14 protein-coding genes are annotated in these 20,169 nt (G+C 65.2%); 8 read left to right on the forward strand and 6 right to left on the reverse strand.

From position 1 onward, the window contains the following. Positions 1-67 precede the first annotated feature (67 nt). A complete protein-coding gene (locus EP376_RS06750; RefSeq protein WP_127654811.1) occupies positions 68-1,246 on the forward strand; it encodes an acetyl-CoA C-acyltransferase family protein in 1,179 nt (392 codons plus the stop codon). On the opposite strand, the gene pbpC is transcribed toward EP376_RS06750, so the two are convergent. The 5 genes from pbpC to EP376_RS06775 form a co-directional block, all read right to left on the reverse strand. Next, entirely contained in the window at positions 1,243-3,234 is a 1,992-nt protein-coding gene (pbpC, locus tag EP376_RS06755; protein WP_238928726.1) for a penicillin-binding protein 1C, read from the reverse strand. The genes EP376_RS06750 and pbpC overlap by 4 nt on opposite strands. Before the next feature lie 60 nt (positions 3,235-3,294). Beyond that, positions 3,295-8,730 carry an alpha-2-macroglobulin family protein gene (locus EP376_RS06760; protein ID WP_127654813.1) on the reverse strand — a complete coding sequence of 1,812 codons (5,436 nt, stop codon included), beginning with the start codon at positions 8,728-8,730 and terminating at the stop codon, positions 3,295-3,297. Positions 8,731-8,838: 108 nt separating this feature from the next. Continuing rightward, positions 8,839-9,612 (reverse strand): peroxide stress protein YaaA, encoded by a 774-nt coding sequence (gene yaaA / locus EP376_RS06765; RefSeq protein ID WP_127654814.1) that lies wholly within the window; start codon positions 9,610-9,612, stop codon positions 8,839-8,841. Positions 9,613-9,692: 80 nt separating this feature from the next. Continuing rightward, positions 9,693-11,729 carry a DNA helicase RecQ gene (gene recQ, locus EP376_RS06770; RefSeq protein WP_127654815.1) on the reverse strand — a complete coding sequence of 679 codons (2,037 nt, stop codon included), beginning with the start codon at positions 11,727-11,729 and terminating at the stop codon, positions 9,693-9,695. A gap of 102 nt (positions 11,730-11,831) precedes the next feature. Next, positions 11,832-12,119, reverse strand: coding sequence for a YggT family protein (locus EP376_RS06775; protein WP_127654816.1), 288 nt, complete (start codon positions 12,117-12,119; stop codon positions 11,832-11,834). A gap of 165 nt (positions 12,120-12,284) precedes the next feature. Between EP376_RS06775 and EP376_RS06780 the strand changes: the two genes are divergently transcribed. The 7 genes from EP376_RS06780 to EP376_RS06810 all read left to right on the forward strand — a co-directional run bounded on the left by EP376_RS06780 (position 12,285) and on the right by EP376_RS06810 (position 18,816). Beyond that, positions 12,285-12,851, forward strand: a complete 567-nt coding sequence (locus EP376_RS06780) for an acyl-CoA thioesterase (protein ID WP_127654817.1) — start codon at positions 12,285-12,287, stop codon at positions 12,849-12,851. Between the two features lie 78 nt (positions 12,852-12,929). Beyond that, complete coding sequence (locus tag EP376_RS06785; RefSeq protein WP_127654818.1) at positions 12,930-14,300, forward strand: MFS transporter; 1,371 nt, start codon at positions 12,930-12,932, stop codon at positions 14,298-14,300. After that, positions 14,297-15,220, forward strand: coding sequence for a penicillin-insensitive murein endopeptidase (gene mepA / locus EP376_RS06790; RefSeq protein WP_127654819.1), 924 nt, complete (start codon positions 14,297-14,299; stop codon positions 15,218-15,220). Before EP376_RS06785 ends, mepA begins: the two co-directional genes overlap by 4 nt. Positions 15,221-15,222: 2 nt before the next feature. Further along, positions 15,223-16,089: an esterase-like activity of phytase family protein gene (locus EP376_RS06795; RefSeq protein WP_127654820.1), complete on the forward strand. Its 867-nt coding sequence runs from the start codon at positions 15,223-15,225 to the stop codon at positions 16,087-16,089. A gap of 89 nt (positions 16,090-16,178) precedes the next feature. Further along, positions 16,179-16,823, forward strand: a complete 645-nt coding sequence (locus EP376_RS06800; protein ID WP_127654821.1) for a queuosine precursor transporter — start codon at positions 16,179-16,181, stop codon at positions 16,821-16,823. A 366-nt stretch (positions 16,824-17,189) separates the two neighbouring features. Continuing rightward, positions 17,190-17,603 (forward strand): alternative ribosome rescue aminoacyl-tRNA hydrolase ArfB, encoded by a 414-nt coding sequence (gene arfB, locus EP376_RS06805; RefSeq protein ID WP_127654822.1) that lies wholly within the window; start codon positions 17,190-17,192, stop codon positions 17,601-17,603. A gap of 109 nt (positions 17,604-17,712) precedes the next feature. After that, a complete protein-coding gene (locus tag EP376_RS06810) occupies positions 17,713-18,816 on the forward strand; it encodes a hypothetical protein (RefSeq protein WP_127654823.1) in 1,104 nt (367 codons plus the stop codon). On the opposite strand, the gene pncB is transcribed toward EP376_RS06810, so the two are convergent. Then, positions 18,813-20,105: a nicotinate phosphoribosyltransferase gene (gene pncB / locus EP376_RS06815; protein WP_127654824.1), complete on the reverse strand. Its 1,293-nt coding sequence runs from the start codon at positions 20,103-20,105 to the stop codon at positions 18,813-18,815. The two genes, EP376_RS06810 and pncB, sit on opposite strands and share 4 nt — an antisense overlap. Between the last annotated feature and the right edge of the window lie 64 nt (positions 20,106-20,169).

A 20,169-nucleotide genomic window follows, 5' to 3' on the forward strand; every position in this document is an offset into this window, starting at 1 on the left:
CACGTCACGGCTGACATCAAGGGTGCGGGCGGGCAAAGTCCGCGCAACGACAATTCGGGAGGACATCATGAACGACGACATCGTCATCCTTGGCGGCGCACGCACGGCCATCGGCACCTTCGGCGGAGCACTTGCGGGAACACCGCCATCGACGCTTGGCGCGATCGTCGCCCGCGCGGCGATGGAGCGATCCGACGTCGCACCCGACCGGATCGGCCATGTGGCCTTCGGCCACATCATCAACACCGAGCCCCGCGACATGTATCTCAGCCGGATCGCCGCGATGGAGGCCGGCATCCCCGACAGCGTGCCCGCGATGAACGTGAACCGGCTGTGCGGGTCGGGCGCGCAGGCGATCGTGTCGATGGTGCAATCGCTGGCGCTGGGAGATGCGGATTTCGCACTTGCCGGCGGAGCCGAGGCGATGAGCCGGTCGCCCTTCATCCTTCCCGATGCGCGCTGGGGCGCGAAGATGGGCGATGTCCGGAGCCTCGACATGATGCTGGGCGCGCTGAACTGCCCCTTTGGAACCGGGCACATGGGCGTGACGGCCGAAAACGTGGCCAGCGAAAATGGCGTCAGCCGCGCCGATCAGGATGCCTTCGCCCTCGAGAGCCAGGCCCGGGCCGCGCGGGCGATCACCGAGGGGCGCTTTGCCGAACAGATCGTCCCTGTCCAAGTGCGGGTCCGCCGGGACACCGTCGACTTCGTCACTGACGAGCACCCCAAGTCCACGACCCCAGAGGCCCTGGCGGGCCTGCGTCCGGCCTTCCGCAAGGACGGCTCGGTCACGGCGGGCAATGCGAGCGGCATCAATGACGGGGCGGCGGCCCTCGTCCTCGCCCGGGCCGGCGCGGCCGAAGCCGCGGGGCTGACGCCGCGGTTCCGCGTGCTGGGCTATGCCCATGCGGGCGTGCGACCCGAGGTGATGGGGATCGGCCCGATCCCAGCGGTCGAGGCGCTCTTGAAACGAACGGGCCTGTCAGTCGGGGATTTCGACGTGATCGAATCGAACGAAGCCTTTGCCGCGCAGGCCATCGCCGTAAATCGCGGCCTCGGCCTCGATCCGGAGAAGGTGAACCCCAACGGCGGGGCCATCGCCTTGGGCCATCCGGTCGGCGCGACGGGGGCGATCATCACGATCAAGGCGATGTATGAACTGGACCGGATCGGCGGACAGCGCGCCCTGATCACCATGTGCATCGGCGGAGGTCAGGGCATCGCGCTGGCGATCGAACGGCTCTAGTCCAGACGGAACGATACCGCTGCCGACCGGCCTTCGGCATCGATCACCGTGAGGTCGGAAAACCCCGGCCCCAACCCGTCAAGCACGGTGTGTCGGGTGCGGCTGGTGGCGACCGGCGCACCGTTGGCCAGCCATGTAAAGGGCGCGACGCCCCCCTGAACCCGGGCCGTCAGCGCCGTGCCCTCGACCACGGCGCCATCGGGCGGAAAGGCGATCTCGGGCCCGGCCTCGAACCCGCCGCCGCCCGGAGGCGCGAACCTGCGCAGCGGCTGCGGCAGGCCGCCGTGACCCAGCAAGAGGGTCTGCGGCGGTGGCGGCGGCAGCGGTTCGACCTCGCCGATCCTCTCGAAGGCCGAAAACAGGACAGGGGCCGCGAGCGCGCCGCCAAAGACACCCGGCACCGGGGTCCCGTCGGCCCGGCCCATCCAGACGCCGACCACGTGGCGCCCGTCGAACCCTATGGCCCAGGTGTCCCGATGCCCGTAGGACGTGCCCGTCTTGAAGGCGATCTCGCGATCCGCGACGCCGGGCGGGCGGGGTGTCTCGCGCAGGATATCGGCCACCTGCCACGCGGGCGCGCTTCCCATGACACGCTCGGGCCGGAAACCGGCCGAAGGCTGCGGATGCCAGCGCAGATCGATCCGCTCGCCTCCGTTGGCGATGCTGCCGAAAAGCGCCACCAGATCCTCCAGCCGCAGGCCCATCCCGCCCAGCGAAATCGCCAGACCGGGCCGACCGCCCGGAAGCACCGGTTCGACCCCGGCCCTGCGCAGCCCCGCAATCAGGTGATCGGGGCCCAGCGCATGGGTCAGGCTCACAACCGGCACATTGAGCGACAGGCGCAACGCATCGCGCACCGGCAATTCGCCCCGCCACAGCCCGTCGAAATTCTGCGGGCGGTAGCCGTCGAAATCGACCGGCCGGTCCGCGATCAGCGTTTCGGGATGCACGAGCCCCCGGTCGAAGGCCAGCCCGTAGATCAGCGGCTTGAGCGTCGATCCCGGGGAGCGAAGCGCCTGTGTCATATCGACGAAGCCCTCGCGCGCATCGGCGGTATAAGCCGAAGAGCCCACCGAGGCGAGGATCTCGCCCGTGCGGTGATCGGCGACCATCAGGGCGATCTGCAACTTGTCGCCGCGATGTTCCACTGCCTGCGCGGCCAGATCCTCCATCCGGGTCTGCATGTCCCGCGCGAGGGTCAGGGCGTGCACATCGGCCAGCGGATCGGTGATCCGGGCCCTGTCCGACAGATGCGGCGCGAGGATCGGGAAATCGCGCCGGACGCGCGGTGACGGCTCGGTCAGCGCGGCCGCGACCGTTTCGGGATCAAGAAGCCCTGCCCCGCGCATCCGTTCAAGCACCCGGTCGCGGGCGGCATGGGCGGTGTCCGGATCACGGTCGGGCCTGCGCGTGTTGGGCGATTGCGGGATCGCCACCAGAAGTGCCGCCTCGGCCGGCGTCAGCCTTCGGGGCGGTTTGCCGAACCACGCATAGCTTGCCGCCCGCACCCCTTCGAGATTGCCGCCGAACGGCGCATGGTTGAGGTAGAGCGTCAGGATCTCCTCCTTGCCAAGCCGCCGTTCCAGCGCAAGGGCCACACGCATCTGGCGCAGTTTGCCCTGCCAGCTTCCGGTTCCGGAATTCTCGATCAGCCGGGCCACCTGCATCGTCAGCGTCGAGCCGCCCGAGACCAGCCGCCCATAGCGCAGCCCCTGCGCCGCGGCCCGACCAATGGCCCGGAGGTCGATGCCCGGATGGGTCCAGAACCGTTTATCCTCATAGCGCACGAGCATATCGACATAGCCCCGATCAACGGCATCGAGCCCCACCGCGAGCCTCCAGCGCCCGTCCGCAACCGTATAGGCACGCAGGAGGTCCCCATTGCGGTCGAGCACCTCGACAGAGCGATCGATGGCAAGCGGCGGGATCACGGTCGCGTCGATGAACCGGTCGAACCCGTCACGGGCCGCGCCGCCGGCCCACAGCATCAGCGCAAGGGCCAGAAACCAGCGGCCGGGCCTCGGGGATCTGCGCAAGAGGCCCATGTCCTAGTCAGTGATGACCAGCCGGCCCGTATCGGTCCGGGCGCGCATCTGGGGCCGATACATATCCTCGACACTGGCGGCGGGGTGATGGAACTCACCGGGCGACACGGCGCGCACGATATAGGCCAGACGGAATGGCGCATCCGAACGGTAGTTGACGGCGGCGAGGAACCTGTCCTGCCGGAATTCCGCCGCCTCGCCCCGGACCGGGTCCAGCCAGTCGAGGCCCCGGATATCACCGCCACGCAGCAGGTTCGGATTGTCGATCTCGAACCCCGCGGGCAGAGGGTCATCCACCATCAGCCTCGCGTCCTGCCGCCCGAACGGCGTCACCGTCAGGACGGTTACAAGCCGGGTGCCGACCTCGACCTCTGCGGCGGTCACGGGCGCGCCCTCCATCGAGAAATAGGCCCTCTCGATCGCGTAGCCGTTTCCGCCGGCAGGCAGCGGATCCTCGGGCACGCCAAAGCTGGTGACCGTCAGATCCGTGGGCGCGGTTCCGGTGTTGCGGATGGCAACCGGTGCAGCCTCCACGCGATCCTCGCGCAGACGGACAAGCGGGCCGTCAGGCAGCGCGCCGTCGATGGTGATCCCGCTGGTCTGCAGATCGTCGATCAACGCATCGGCGGCCAGAAGCGTCCAGACAGCCTCCTGCGTCGAGACACGTTCGCCGGCCCGGGCCAGCCGGCCGGTCAGAAGCGCGGGATCGACCGCATCCGTCCCGGCCTCGACGGCGAGCGCCAGAACCGCGGCCACATCGCGCCGCTGGGTGCCGTAATCGGAGCGCCAGACCGAGCCTTCGGGCTCGGGCGGCAGGCGCGCGATCCGGGCCATCGCCTGACGGAACATGATATCGGCACGAAGCTGATCGCCATAATAGGCCAGCGCCATCCCAAGCTGGGCCGAGGCCAGCGGGGTGGTAAAGGCATCGGCCTTTTCATCGACGTAATAGCGCAGATCCCCGACCGAGGCCGCACCCTCTCGCGCCAGCACCATCAGCGCATAGGCGATATCCTGCCCCCCGCTTTCGAAATCGGGGGCGTAGTTCACGCGGTTGCGCAGATTGTCCATCGCCGTGGTCCAGGCGATTTCGGGCACGTCGAAATCGCGGCCCCGTGCGCGGCTCAGAAAATCGGTGACATAGGCATCCAGCCACAGATCGCCCGAATACGGCCCCCAGAGGCCGAAGGCCCCGTTGGCATCCTGGTTGCCGAGGATTTCGAGGATCGCCTCGTTGATCCGCTGCGCAACCTGCCGTTCCTCCACAAGGCCGAGAGCCGAGGCCACCTCATCGAAATACAGAAGCGGCATCGCCCGGGACGTCAGCTGCTCGGTGCAGCCATAGGGATAGCGGTCAAGCGTCGTCAGAAGGCCGGGCGCATCGAACCGCGCCAAGGGTCCGATCGACAGGGCCGCCGATCCGGTGCCGGGGCTGAACCCTGCGAAGACCTGATCATCGAAGGTGAAGGTCGCCCCGGGATCGAGCGTCAGGCGCGACACGCGGCTGACCTCGGGATCGTTGCGCATCACCGGGATTGACAGGTCCTTTGTCAGGACCGCCCCGTCGGGCGTCGTGAGCGTCACCGTGATCTCGTGCTGGCCGACGGCGGTGGCCGAAAGCCCGATTTCGAAATCGCGGCGTTCGCCCTCGCCCAGCTGGAAAGTGCCTGGCGTGGCAGCGGCATCGACCGTCAGGCCATCGCTTGTGATGCTCAGTTCCATTTGCCCAGCTGGCCCGTCCGCATGAACCACCTCGAGCAGGAGGCGCGACCGGTCACCGGGTGCGAGGAACCGGGGCACGCTGGCCGTCACGACGACCGGATCACGCACGATCACATCCTCCGAGGCCTGACCGACGCCGGTGGGCGACCAGGCCACGGCCATCAGACGCACCGTGCCGTTGAAGGCCGGTAGCTCGAACCCGATCTCGGCCCGGCCCGATGCATCGACGGTGACAGGGCCGGAGAAGAACGCCACCAGTTCCTCGGTGGGCGGCGGGGCCTGACGATCCATCCCTGCCTGACTGTCACCGCCGGACCGGACGATCCCCGCGGCGCCGTTCATCCCGTCGATCAGCCGTCCATAGACATCGCGCAACTCAACACCAAGCTTGCGCTGGCCGAAGTAATGGCCCTCGGGGTCGGGCGCGTCGAAGCCGGTGAGGTTGAGGATACCGACATCCACCGCCGCCAGCGTGACATGCGCGCGTTCGCCGGGGGCGATCCCCGCGACCGTTACACCCACATCGAGCGGCCCGCGCGGCGCCAAATCGCCGTTCCAGTCAAGCGAGACGTCCAGCAGGCGGTCGCCCGGCGCGACGCCCGCATAGGCAAGACCCAGCGCGCGGGCCGGGTTCCGGCCCTGATCCACATCCATCGGCCGCAGGACACTGGCACTGACATAGGCGCCCGCGCCCCATTCCTCGGTGACCGGCAGGGTGATGCTGTTTTCGCCCTCGGACAGTTCGACCACCTCCATCGCCACGAGGCGGTTGGTCATCACCGTGACAAGGGCCGTGCCGGCATAGCGCGGCACCATCCGGAAAGTCGCCGTATCGCCGATCTCATAGCTCTCGGCATCGAGGGAGACGTCAAGGAAATCCGGGGTCGCGCCCGCGTCGGCCGGCGCATACCAGCCGGCATAGAAATCGGTCGAGGCCGAGACATAGGCGCCATTGGTCCTCTCGACCACGATCTCGTAGCGGCCCCAATCCACGGGAACGGCAATCTCGGCCGGCCCGCCATCGAGTGTCAGCGTGCCTGTCGCCACGCGGCTGCGCGTCTCGGTGGGCTCCCAGCTCCAGTCGCCGAAGAGCTGATACCATTGGTATGTGCGCCGGACGCGATTGACCGTCCAGGTCACCTCCATCGGCAGAGGCTCCACCGCCGGGGACAATCCGATCACGCTGAACCGTGCCTCGCCGCCCTCGGGGACCACGCCGTCGAAACCGGGGCGAATGGCGATCATCGGCAGATCGGGCAGGACCGGCACATCGACCCGCCGTTCCACCGGGCGGCCCGAGCCTTCGGCGACCTGCATCGTGATCCGGGCCAGCATCGGCTGGCTGATATCCTCGGGGAAGTCGGGCAGATCGAAGCCGATGGTGGCCGCACCATCTTGCCCGGTCTCGTTGTCGAAGCCGAACCCGTTGGAACGCGCGTCGATCGCCGCATCGTAGCGACCAAAGATATATCCCGGCCAGTCGTCATGGGCCCGGCGCGGCAGGACAAGCACATTGCCCTCGATCGGCAGGCCCGGCGCGGGCGGACCAAAGAGGTAATTGGCCTGCACCGCGACCTCGGCCGGTTCGCCCAGCCGGAAAGCCGGCGCTGTCACCATCTCGAAATCGATGCGCTCTGGCAGGAAATCCTCGACCAGAACCTGCGTTGCGGCCAGTGGCTCGGCGTCGGTGTCGGCCAGCACCTCGATCCGCCAGGTGCCGCGCGGGGCAGAGCCCGCGACGGGCAGCGCAAAGACATGGCCGCCCGACAGATCGTTGACCGAGGTCATCCGGCTGTATTCCACGCCATCGGGCCGCGTCAGAACCGCGGTCAGCGGGACGCCGGCCAGACCTGCCGCCTGCTGATCGCGCATCAGCGCCGTGGTCCAGATCGTTTCGCCGGCGCGGTAAGCGCCCCGGTCGGTCGTCAGGAACACGTCGATGGGCGGCGCGGGTTCGCGGCCCTCGACCCCGCGGTCCGACAGGTCATAGGCCGGATCGGTCAAGGACAGGAACCCGAGGTCCGTCTCGCCATTGCGCACGGTCACAAGGCCCGGCGCCTCTGCCCCGGTGCCGCGCGCGAGGCCGGGGGCGAAGCTGGCCACACCCTGCGCATCGGTTACGGCCTCGCCCAGCACGGCATTCGCCCGCGACAACAGCGAAACCGTCGCGCCCTCGACCGCGCTGGCATCGCCAAGCGACCGGACGACGACCGTCAGGCCATCCACGCCCTGCATCGTCGTGATGCCCATATCCGACAGCACGAACCATTGCGTGCCGGGCGGCTGATCATAGGGATCGGCGCCGGGCACCGAGGCCTGCAGCACATAGACACCGGGGGGCTGCCCCTCCAGCGCCTCGGTCAGGGGCAGACGGCTGAGCGTGTCGCGGTTCAACTCTCCGCCGACGGAGGCCGTGCCCGCCCAGAACGGGGTGCCGATCCGGTCCTCGAAGAATTCCTCCTGCCAGGCATAGAGCGGGCTTGCGAAAAGGTCCTCCTGGATGGCGCGCAGGATGTTGCGTTCGCTCACCCGCGAGAGGCTCAGATCAACCGTGTCGAGGTTCACGGTTTCCACCGGGATCGCGATCTCGCCCATCCGCGGCAGAACATAGGAGCGCGACGTGAACCTGACGGACGGGCTGCGGTCGCGGACATAGAGGGTCAGTTCGACCGCGCGGGCCAGCGCTTCGCCGCTTTCCGCCGGAAGGCCCTCGCGCAGCACGACGCGGTAGCGTTCGCCGTGGGCCACGCCGTCAACGCACAGCTTTGCCCCGTCGACCGACACCGCCAGCCTCGGGTCGGGCAGCTGGACATAGGGGGTGTAATCGACCCCGGCCTGCACCAGCGGCTCCGAGAACAACGCGCAGATGCGCGGGGTCGCGCTGTCGCTCTCGACCTCGGTATCGGCGACGCGGAACCCGTAGAGCCCGATGGCGCGGTCAAGCGCGGCCTCGGTATCGCGGCGCGGGGCAAGGTCCATCGACAGGCGCAGGACCGGGATCGACAGCCGCCCCTCGTCGCGATCCTCCAGCGCAAGGGCCAGCTCGTTCAGGATCGTGGCGCGGATGCCGGGCGATTCGGCCCTGAGATAGGCGTTGAGCATTGCCGGCACCGCGCTGCGGCGGATGCGGTTCGTTTCCTGCGACGTCTCGCCACTGACGGTGCGGGCCAGCCGCCCGTATTCCAGCCAATGCGACGGCTCGTCGGTGAGCGCGGTGGCGGCCCCCGTCAGGCGCAGGGCCGAGAGAAGGTTTCCAGCATTGCGCGCCTGCGCGGCGGCATCGAGCAGGTCGCGGGCGCCGAATTCATCGACCGAATGCAGCCGGCCGATCCGAGCGGCAAGATCCCGTGCCTCCGCGATGGCAGCTGACGGCAGAAAGCCCAGCTCGGCCGCGCGGGTCGCGGCCCTCTGGCGCACGATCTCGGGCGTTCTGAGGATCCGCGCCGACACCGCACCCTCGTAGGGTGCAACGACCCCGGCATCGACCTTCGGAAAACAGCTATCCGAGCGTTGGTTGAAGGTGAATGCCGTGCATTGGCTGTTGGCAAGGCACGCCGCCTCGCAGGCATCGAGCGTCGTGTCGAAGATCGCCGCCAGGTCGCCGCCCGGAAAATCCACATCCCGCGAGATCACCGACCGGGCATCTGGAACCGGGTCCTGCGCGAAGGCGACAACTGGCCAAACAAGCGCGACCCAAAGGGCGATGACAAGGCGCATGATCCGATCCCCTCATGGATATCCCGGGGGAACATCATCGCATGCCGCGCCCGTCTCAGGCAACAGAGCAGGCGGGCAACAATACTTCGGGTTTTCCCGACTTTCGGGTCAGGTTTGCGGATAATCCCGCACGAACACGACCTTGTCGCCCTCGCTCAGATCGGGATCGAAGGCATAACCGCCGGTGGCAAAGCCCCGGATATCATCGGGGTCGGTCAGGCGATTCTCGGTGACGTAGCGCGCCATCGCGCCGCGCGCCCGCTTGGCGAAAAAGCTCACGATGCGGGGCTTGTCGTCCTTCAGCTCCATGAAGACGGGGGTCACGACCCGCAGCTTGAGTGCCTTGCGATCGGCGGCGCGGAAATATTCCTCGCTCGCGCAATTGACGAGCGTGTCCGCGCCGAGTTCGTCGGCTTGGGCGTTCAGCGCCTTGGCGATCTGATCGCCCCAATACTCATACAGCGACTTGCCGCGCCGCGTCTTGAGGCGGCTCTCCATCTCCAGCCGGTAGGGCTGGATCGCGTCCAGCGGCCGCAAGAGCCCGTAGAGACCCGACAGGATACGCAGGTGATCCTGAGCCCATGCCAGATCGTCGGGATCGAGCGTCCGGGCCTCAAGCCCCTGATAGGTATCGCCCGCAAAAACGAAAGCCGCCGGGCGCGTCGCCTCGGGTTCGGGCGCCTCCGCAAAGTCGCGAAACCGGTCGCGGTTCAGCCGGGCCAGATCGTCCGATATATCCATCAGGTCCTTGAGGCCCTTGAGCGGCAGGTTGCGCGCGGTCTTGGCCAGACGCAGGGCATCTTCCTGCCAGATCGGGTCGGTCGCTTCGACGGAAACCGGCGTCATGTCGAGAGATTTGGCCGGAGAAATGACGGTCAGCACGGGGGCGCCTCCTGCGGATCGGTCCTGAGTGATCTGACGATGTATCACGCGCCCCGCCGATTGCCAGCCCGGGCCGTGACCTATCCGTCTTCGAGGATGCTCAGGAACGCTTCGCCGAAACGTTCGGCGTGGCGCTCGCCGATCAGGCGTTCCAGTTCGGCCATGTCGCGCGGCTTTTGCCGCGACACGCGCGCCAGCACCCCGGCGGGGCATTGCATCGGTTTGCCGGTGCCGTCGTCGCCACGGGCCAGCTCGGCCTGCGCGGCCAGAAGCCTGTCATAGAGCGCGCCTTCCGTCCGGCCCGCAAGCCTGCGGCGACTGGGATGCATCGCCTCGGCCTCGCCCGCGATCACAGCGAGAAAGGCATTGCCATAGCGTTCGAGCTTCTTCGCCCCCACGCCGCCGATCCCGGCCATATCGTCAAGCGACCGGGGCCGCGTCTCGGCCATCTCGATCAGCGTGCGATCGTTGAAGATGATATAGGCGGGAACGCCCGCCTGTTCGGCCAGCGCCCGGCGTTTGGCCTTGAGCGCGGACAGAAGCGGCGCATCCTCTTCGCTGACCAGCGTGCGGACCTTGGGGCCTTCGCCCCGCGCGGCCCGGATCGTGTCCTTGCGCAGGGTGATCGTGTCCTCGCCGCGCAGGATGGGACGGGCCTTCTCGGTCATCCTGAGCGCGCCGTGCCGTTCGGGATCCGGGCGGAACAGGTCATGACCCATCATCTGCCGGAAGATCGCCTGCCACTGGCGTTTGTCATAGTCACGGCCCACGCCATAGGTGGGCAGGCTTTCGTGCCCGCGGGCGCGGATCTTTTCGGTATCTGCGCCCAGAAGAATATCGATCAGATGCCCCGCGCCGAACCATTCCTCGGTCCGCAGAGCGGCGGACAAGGCCATGCGCACGGGGGTCGTGGCGTCGAACGTCTCGGGCGGGGTGTCGCACAGATCGCAATGGCCGCAAGGTGCGGCCTCTTCGCCGAAATAGGACAAAAGCGCCTGACGCCGACAGCCCAGTGCCTCGGCCAGACCCAGAAGTGCATTCAGACGGCCATGATCCGCCGCCCGGCGTTCGGGCGGGGCGAGACCCTCGTCGATCTGGGTGCGGCGAAAGCGGATATCGTCAGGGCCGAAGAGCGTCAGAGTTTCGGCAGGCGCACCATCGCGGCCGGCCCGGCCGATCTCCTGATAATAGGCTTCGATCGATTTGGGCAGGTCGGCATGGGCCACCCAGCGGATATCGGGCTTGTCGATGCCCATCCCGAAAGCCACTGTCGCGGCCACGATCAGCCCGTCTTCCTGCTGGAACCGGCGTTCGGTCTCGCGGCGGGCTTCGGCCTCCATCCCGCCGTGATAATGGCAGGCGGAATGACCCGCCTCGCGCAGCGCCTGCGCCAGCGTTTCCGTTCGCGCCCTTGTGCCGCAATAGACGATGCCCGACTGGCCCTTCCGCGCCCCGGCAAAGCCGAGGATCTGCTTGCGGGGGCTGTCCTTCACCGCAAAGGCCAGATGGATGTTGGGGCGGTCGAATCCGCGAAGGAAGATCGTCGGTTTCCGCCCGCCGAAAAGCCGTTCCACGATCTCGTCGCGGGTTTCGGCATCCGCTGTTGCGGTAAAGGCCGCAAGAGGCACGTCGAGCGCGGCGCGCAATTCGCCGATCCTGAGGTAATCGGGCCGGAAATCATGCCCCCACTGGCTGACGCAATGGGCCTCGTCCACCGCGATGAGCCCGACGCCCGCCTCGCGCAGCATGCGCTGGGTGCCGCCCGAAGCCAACCGCTCCGGCGCCATATAAAGAAGCTTGACCTCGCCGCGCGACAGCGCAGACCAGACGGCCTCGGTCTCTTCTTCCGTGTTGCCGGAGGTCATCGCATGGGCCTCGACCCCGGCCTCGCGCAAGCCCCGCACCTGGTCGCGCATCAGCGCGATCAGTGGCGAGACGACCAGCGTGACACCGCCCCGCATCAGGGCGGGCAGCTGGAAACACAGCGATTTTCCGCCGCCCGTCGGCATGATGGCCAACGTGTCGCGGCCTTCGGCCACGGCATCCACGATTTCCGCCTGACCGGGGCGGAAACTGTCGAATCCAAAGACATCTCGCAACAGCGGGACGGCGTTCATCTGGGCAGCCTGCTCTGAATGGCCTCGATCTTGATTGGCCATAACGTCTCACATGGGCTGCAACCCTGCAAGGCGATCCGGGCGGGCCCGGATCAGATCAGGTCAGACGAAAAGCGCGATATTGTTCCGCAGGATGATTTCCAGCGCATAAACGCCCAACAGCGCCACGATCGGCGACAGGTCGAGCCCGCCCATGTTGGGCAGGATCCGCCGGATCGGGGCATAGATCGGCTCGAGCAGACGATTGAGGCCATACCAGATCTGGGCCACCAGAGGCTGCCTGACGTTCAGGACCTGGAAACTGATCAGCCAGCTCATGATGAAATGGGCGAAGATGAAGAAACGGGCGACGCCCAGGATGAGCATCAGGATCTCGTACAACGATTGCATCTTTCGCCTTTCCATCTTTGCGGGCCGGGCCGCCTTATTGCTGAACACAGGAGGTAGGGGCACAGGCCGCAAAGGGCAATCCCCTGCCGCGAGGTCACCATTGACCCTGTGGCGACCCGTGGCAGCTTTGGCAGCGACTGCTCCATGGTGATGAAACGACCGCCGATGTACCCGATTGTCCGACTGGCCCTCGAATACCTGCGAAACAGGCGGGCCGCGCCCCTGCCGCTCGACGGGGAGCACCTGTCGCGGCATCGCTGCTGGCCGCAGGATATCGACATCTTTCTAGAGATGAACAACGGACGGATCCTGACGATCCTCGACCTCGGCCGCACCGGGCTTGCGCAGCGGACAGGCCTGCTGGGAGTGTTGCGCCGCGAAGGCTGGGCCCTGACACTTGCGGGTATCTCGGTCAGGTTCCGCAAGCGCATCCGCCCCTTCGCGCGGTTCACGGTGTGCAGCCGATGTGTCGGCTGGGATGACCGGTTCATGTATCTCGATCAGTCGATCTGGATCGGCGAGACCTGCGCCATGCAGGCGCTTGTGCGCGCGGTGGTGACAGATGCGAACGGGATCGTGCCGACACCGCGTGTCCAGAACGCCCTCGGGCGGACGCAACCATCGCCGGACCTGCCCGACTGGGTCGACAACTGGATCGCGGCCGATGCCACACGACCCTGGCCCCCGGCGTGCCTTTCAACGGACCAGAGCAGGAAAGCCGACGCGGCCTGACTTTGACGCCGAACCATTGTCACCTTGCCACGACCTCAGAATCGGGTCTCTATCTCGACCCGGAACAAGGGACAGGTAATGACCGTATCGGCAAAGAAGCGGATCTGGGGATGGATGGCGTTCGACTGGGCCACGCAGCCCTTCTATACGCTGGGGCTGACATTCATCTTCGGGCCGTATTTCGCCTCGGTCGCGACCGAGCTTTTCGCCACGCAGGGCATGACGGCCGAGGCCGCAGATGCACAGGCGCAATCGATCTGGTCGCTGGGCCAGACGATGGCGGGCCTGTTCATCGCCTTTGTCGGCCCGGTTCTCGGCGCCTATGCCGACAGCACCGGGCGGCGGATGCCGTGGATCGTGGCGTTCTCGGCCGTCTATATCGTGGCGACAGCGTCGCTGTGGCTGATGGTGCCTGACGGATCGGCGCTCTGGTTCGGCCTGATCGCGTTTTCCATCGCCTTCGTCGCCGCGGAATTCGCCCTGATCTTCACGAATGCCCAATTACCCGGGCTGGGCACCGAAGAGGATGTGGGCCGGATCAGCGGCGCGGGCGCCGCGCTGGGATATTGGGGCGGCGTCTCTGGTCTGGCCATCATGCTTCTGTTCTTCTTCGAGGCGAATGCCGACAGCGGCACGACCCTTCTGGGCGCGGCCCCGGCCCTTGGCCTCGATCCGGAACTGCGTGAGGGCACCCGGATTGTCGGCCCCATCATCGCGATCTGGTACATCATCTTCATGATCCCCTATTTCATGTGGGTCCGCGAAGTGCGCCCGGTGGTCAAGACCGGCGGCTTCCGTCTGGCGATGGTCGATTTCTGGAATTCGCTCAAATCCATCGCCGGTCGGGACAGCCTGAAAGGCTTCCTGCTGTCATCGATGTTCTACCGCGATGCGCTGAATGCGCTGTACGGCTTTGGCGGGGTCTATGCGGTTCTGGTGCTTGACTGGTCGCTGACGATGATCGCTGTCTTCGGTATCGTGGGCGCGATCACCGCGGCGATCTTTACCTATGTGGCGGGCCGGTTCGATGCGAAATTCGGTCCCCGTCCGGTGATCATCTTCTGTATCTTGATCCTGATCCTTGTCTGCACAACCATCGTCGCAATGTCACGAGAGCAGTTCTACGGCGTGCCGCTTGCGGAAGGATCGAACCTGCCCGACATCGTCTTCTACATCTGCGGTGCGATCATCGGCGGCGCGGGCGGCGGCCTCTATACCGCGTCGCGGTCCATGATGGTGCGCCACACCCATCCCGACAGACCGACCGAGGCGTTCGGCCTTTTTGCCCTGTCGGGCAAGGCCACAGCCTTCATAGCCCCGGCCATGATCGGGACAATGACCTATATCACCCAAAGTCCGAGACTGGGCATATCACCGGTGATCGTGCTATTCGTAATGGGCCTGATCCTCTTAATGTTTGTTAACAAGGACGGAGACCGCACCGTATGATCCGCCCCCTCGCCCGCCTCGTCGCACCGATCTGTGCGGCCCTCCTGCTCGCCGCGTGCCAGACCGATAGCGGAGCTTCCGTCACCCAGGCCTCCGTTTCGTCGCAGAATGCCGGCGACAACCGCGTGGCCAAACAGCTGTTCGGTTACATCCCCACCGCTTCGAGCCAGTCGCCCGCAGCGATCGGCGGCTATGCCCGCGGCTGTCAGGCCGGTGCAGAGCAGCTGGCCGAAACCGGACCCACATGGCAGGCCATGCGCCTGAGCCGCAACCGCAACTGGGCGCAGCCCCAGACGATCGACTATGTGCAGGACCTGTCACGGTTCGCCGCGACGCTGCCGGGTTGGGCAGGTCTCTACGTGGGCGACATGAGCCAGCCGCGTGGCGGCCCGATGCTGACCGGCCATGCCAGCCATCAATCCGGTCTCGACATCGATATCTGGATGCTCCCGCCCCAGCGGCTTGATCTGACGGCGCAGGAACGCGAGGATCTCTCCTCGATCTCGACCCGCCGCGCTGCAGGGGCCTACACCAACGACAACTGGACAGAACAGCACCGCGAATTGTTGCGCGCCGCCGCCTCCGACCCGAGGGTCGCGCGCATCTTCATCTTTCCCGGTGCCAAGGTCGATATGTGTGAATGGGCCACCGGCGATCGCAGTTGGCTGCGCAAGATCCGGCCTTGGTGGGGCCATCACTACCATTTCCACGTGCGCCTGAATTGCGCGCCCGGTGACCGCCAGTGCGAGGCGCAGACGCCTCCTCCGCCCGGCGATGGCTGCGACGATGCCCGCACCTGGGTGAACAACATCCTCAACCCGCCGCCGCCGGATCCGAACGCACCGGCACCGACCCCGCGCGGCGAATTGACGATGGCCGACCTGCCAGGCGCCTGCACCGCCGTTCTCAACAGCGACTGACCATGCGATCTGCCCCGCTGCTGGCGGCCCTCCTGATCGGGACGGCCCTGCCTGCCTGCGGGCAGGAGAACGCGCTGACCTATCTTCAGACCCATGTCTGGGATGGCGGAACCGATGAAACCTTTGGCGGCTTTTCCGGCATCGAGGTGCTGCCCGACGGGCTGGGCTTTATCGCGCTGAGCGACCGGGGCCGGATCACCGAGGGCCGTTTCATCCGCGACGCGGATGGCCGGATCACCGGGATCGAGGCCGCGCCCCTGAGACCCCTCGACAATGGATCGGGCGGGTTGCTGACCCCGCGCCGCTCCGACAGCGAGGGGCTGGCCCTCGCCCCCGACGGCGAACTGTTCATCAGCTTCGAGGGCGCCACGCGGGTGCGCACCGAAACCGGCCCCGAGGGCGTACCATATGCCCTGCCCCGTCCCGCGGCCTTCAGGGCCCTGAACAACAATGCCTCGCTCGAGGCGCTGGCGGTCGGGCCGGACGGCCGGATCTACACGATCCCTGAACGCTCCGGCAGGCTTGACCGGCCCTTTCCCGTCTATTGCTATGACGGCGCCGACTGGTCCGTCGCGTTCGATCTGCCGCGCACCGGGCCGTTCCTGCCGGTGGGCGCGGATATCGGCCCCGATGACCTGCTCTATATCCTCGAGCGGGATTTCACCGGCCTCGGCTTCCGGACGCGCATCCGCCGCGTGGCGCTGGATGGCAGCGGCCTCGAGACGCTCCTCGAGACCGGGGGCCACGACAACCTCGAGGGCATCTCGGTCTGGCAGGCCGACGACGGGCTGCGCCTGACCATGATTTCGGACGACAATTTCAACTGGCTCCAGCGCACCGAGATCGTCGAATACCGCTTGCGGGATTGACGGGGCGCGGCCCGGCGCGTATCTGCGCCGCGTTCCCCTGACCCAAGGGGGGCCAAGTGCCGCAACCTTGCCAAAACGGACCATATCCCATGAAACTCCTCCCCGGCATTCTTGCCATGGCCGCCATCGTCGTGGCCTCCAACATCCTTGTTCAGTTCCTGATCCTCGACGGGCTGCTGACCTGGGGCGCCTTCACCTATCCGCTCGCCTTCCTCGTCACCGATGTGATGAACCGCGTCTATGGCGCCGGCCCGGCCCGGCGCGTCGTCTTCGCGGGCTTTGTCACGGGCATCGTCTGTTCGCTGATCGGGACGCAGATCATGCTGCAGGGGGACGGCTACGAATACGCCGCCGTCGCGCTGCGGGTGGCCGTGGGCTCGGCGACCGCCTTCCTTGTCGCGCAGCTTCTGGACGTGGCGATCTTTTCGCGGCTGCGCGACGGGGCGTGGTGGCGTGCGCCGCTGGCCTCGACGCTGATCGGCTCGACCGTCGACACCGCGCTCTTCTTCACCATCGCCTTCTCGGCCGCCCTGTCCTTCGGCGCGGGTCCGGATGCGGAGATCTCGTGGGCGCAGGGCGCGGCCCCGTTCCTGACCGTCGGGCCCGAGGCGCCGCTCTGGGTGACGCTGGCCGTGGCGGACTGGGGGGTGAAGCTTGCCATCGCGCTTGTCGCTTTGATCCCGTTCCGCCTTCTTGTGCAGCGGCTTGCACAACGGGCAGTCACGACCGGGTGAAAATTCCCATCCATGGTGTATTTTAATTTGACATACACCAAATCTGTGCAAACCTCCTCTCAGGCGAAACATTCAGAAAGGAGGTGATCCAGTGTCGAGAAAGAGATTGGAGAAAGGTGTCGGGACAGCTTGGAGGATGCATCTCTAGGGCAGCCCCTGGAGCTGATAAATCCAGGTGGGTCAATGGGTTAGACCGCGCTTACAGGCAGGCCGACCTGATCTAACCGACCTCACCTCCGGAACTTTCGAAGGGCCGCTCCATCGCCGGGGCGGCCCTTTTTCGTGGCCGCGCCCGCGCGCCGCGCCCTTGCAAGATACCCCGCCCCGCCCTTGCAAGATACCCCGCCCCGCCCCATCCTGTGGCCCATGGGATTGCGCATCACCGATCAGATCGAAATCGCCGACTGGGAACTGACGGAGAGCTTCACCCGCGCCTCCGGCCCCGGCGGGCAGAACGTCAACAAGGTGTCGACGGCGGTGGAACTGCGCTTCGAGGCGGAACGCTCACCGCACCTGCCCGGGCCGGTCAAGACGCGGCTCAGGCGGCTGGCGGGCCGGCGCTGGACGAATGACGGCGCAGTGGTGATCTTCGTTCAGGACACCCGAAGCCAGGCCCGCAACCGCGAGATCGCGCGGGAGAGGCTGGCGGAGCTGATCACGAAGTCCACCGAGACCCCCAAGACACGCCGCCCCACCCGCCCCACGCGCGGCTCCGTGGAACGCCGGATCAAGGCGAAGAAGGTCCGGGGGGAGGTGAAGGCGTTGCGGCGGCCAATATAGTACTTACGAGGCTTTGTATTCAGAGGCCCTTCCTAATGTTTGCGCGGAAATTCAGCAGCGTATACTCTTTAATTTCCGATTCATCCTAGTTCGAATTGTGAGTGTTTAGATGTATGTTACACGCCCTGAGCGAAAGCTAGATATTGAATCTGACTTCTTTGACTTCATGAAGCAGATTAGCGCGATCAGCCTAGATGAAGATGGAGACAAAGATAAGCGACCAGACTTTGCCTGGAGAGATCAGCTCCTGATCGAAGTCAAGACACTTCGGGTCAATCCCAATCAAAAGATTGAAAAAATCTTAGAACCCGAGAAAGAACTTGAAGATTGGCCAATCGCTTTCGGAATTCTTGGAAATCAGCATTTTCAAAATACAGACATTCTTGCAAGAAATCGCGCTGAGATGCGCCTAAGGATACAATCAGCAATAAGAAATCATATTGGGAAAGCTAACAAACAATTCCTTACATATCAATCAAACTTCTCCGAGAAAAAAGAGACATTGCTAGTCCTTCTAAATGAAGACATAAAGCATTACCAACCGGTAATGGTCCTAGATGCAGTGCGGCGGGAAATCGCAAGCGCAAAGAATGATCCACAAAGGACCCCCTATGAATCTACAGAGAGCATCATTTACCTAACAGAGGCCCACTACGATGTCATTGATCGTCCACCTTTTGCAGCTTATCCAATCACGCAATACTTCAATGAAAATGTCGACAACAACACTCATTCGAGCCTGAAGATCGCCAAGCTCTGGTCCTTAAGAGGATCATCGCCACCGCTTAGCGTTTTTCGAGGAGACGGATCGAAGACACCTGGAACCATAAATATTATTCCGGAACGCATGAAACAAAGTGACTATTGGCGACACGAATACCGCAAGTCACCTTATCTACGTAGCTACTCTCACAACAAGCTCTTGGACGAATTTACCCGAGTAACGATCCTTAATGTCTTAGCTGGAGTAAAGCGGAGTCCAAGTCATGGAAAACGACAATTGAGCGACAACTTGATACCAACCACACACTTATTCGAAGAGATATCTCTGCGCGGTATCGACCTTCGACACTTCGTCCCCAAATCGAAGCATATACGACGAACAATTGATCGCCTAAGACTATCGGACGAGGAGAGAGAATGGCTTAAATCAACTTTCAAGTTCCAATTCGGCGAACGCACTAGCGATTATTACGGGGATAGAACCTCCTAAACCACCACCTCCAGAGCCTCCTGCTCTCCTACCCCGAATACTCGCTTATAACGTGTGATCTCGTCAACCGGCCCCATGGCCTTGTTGGGGTTGTCGGACAGTTTCACGGTGGGGCGTCCGTTGGCGCTGACGGCTTTGCAGACGAGGGAGAAGGGCGCGAGCGCGTCGCCCGCCGCCAGACCCCGGAAATCGTTCGTCAGCATCGTGCCCCAGCCGAAGCTCACCCGCACGCGGCCCGCGAAGCGGGAATGCAGTTCGATGATCTTTTCCTCGTCCAGCCCGTCGGAAAAGATGATGAGTTTCGTCGCGGGCTCCTCCCCCCGCGCCTTCCACCAGCGGATCGCGGCCTCGGCGCCCTCGGCCGGATCGCCCGAATCGATGCGGATGCCCGTCCAGCCCGCGAGCCAGTCGGGCGCGTTCTTGAGGAAGCCTTCGGTGCCATAGGTGTCGGGCAGGATGATGCGCAGGTTGCCGTCATGTTCCTCGTGCCAGTCGGCCAGCACGTCATAGGGCGCGCGCGCCAGCTCTGCATCGTCGCCGGCCAGCGCGGAATAGACCATGGGCAGTTCGTGGGCATTGGTGCCGATCGCCTCGAGATCGCGGTTCTTGGCGATCAGGCAGTTGGACGTGCCGACAAAGGCCTGCCCCAGCCCTTCGGTCAGGGCCTGCACGCACCAATCCTGCCACAGGAAGGAATGCCGCCTGCGCGTGCCGAAATCGGCGAGTTTCAGATCGGGCAGCGTGCGCAGGCGTTCGACCTTTTCCCACAGCTTCGTCATGGCGCGGGCATAGAGCACCTGCAGTTCGAACCGGCCCATGTCCTTGAGCACCGCGCGGCCGCGCAGCTCCATCAGGACGGCCAGCGCCGGGATCTCCCACAGCATGACCTCGGGCCAGGCGCCCTCGAAGGTCAGCTCGTATTGCCCGTCGCGTTTCTCGAGGTGGTAGGGCGGCAGGCGCAGGTCTTCGAACCAGTCCATGAACTCGGGCGAGAACATGGAGCGTTTGCCATAGAAGGTGTTGCCGCGCATCCATGTCGACTCGCCCCGGCTGAGCGAGAGGGAACGGATGTGATCGAGCTGTTCGCGCAATTCGCCTTCGTCGATCAGCTCCGCCAGCCGGATGTCCTTCGTGCGGTTGATCAGCGAAAAGGTGACCTGCGTGTCGGGCTTGTTGCGCAGAATCGACTGACACATCAGCAGTTTATAGAAATCCGTGTCGATGAGCGACCGGACGATGGGGTCGATCTTCCACTTGTGGTTCCAGACGCGGGTGGCGATGTCGACCATGCTCGTTCTCCGAAAATGCCGGTCCGTTAGACCAACCCCGCCCGCCCCTGTCCAGAGGCGCCCG

This window comes from Alexandriicola marinus, assembly GCF_004000435.1.
In the GTDB taxonomy this organism is placed as follows: Bacteria; Pseudomonadota; Alphaproteobacteria; order Rhodobacterales; family Rhodobacteraceae; genus Alexandriicola; species Alexandriicola marinus.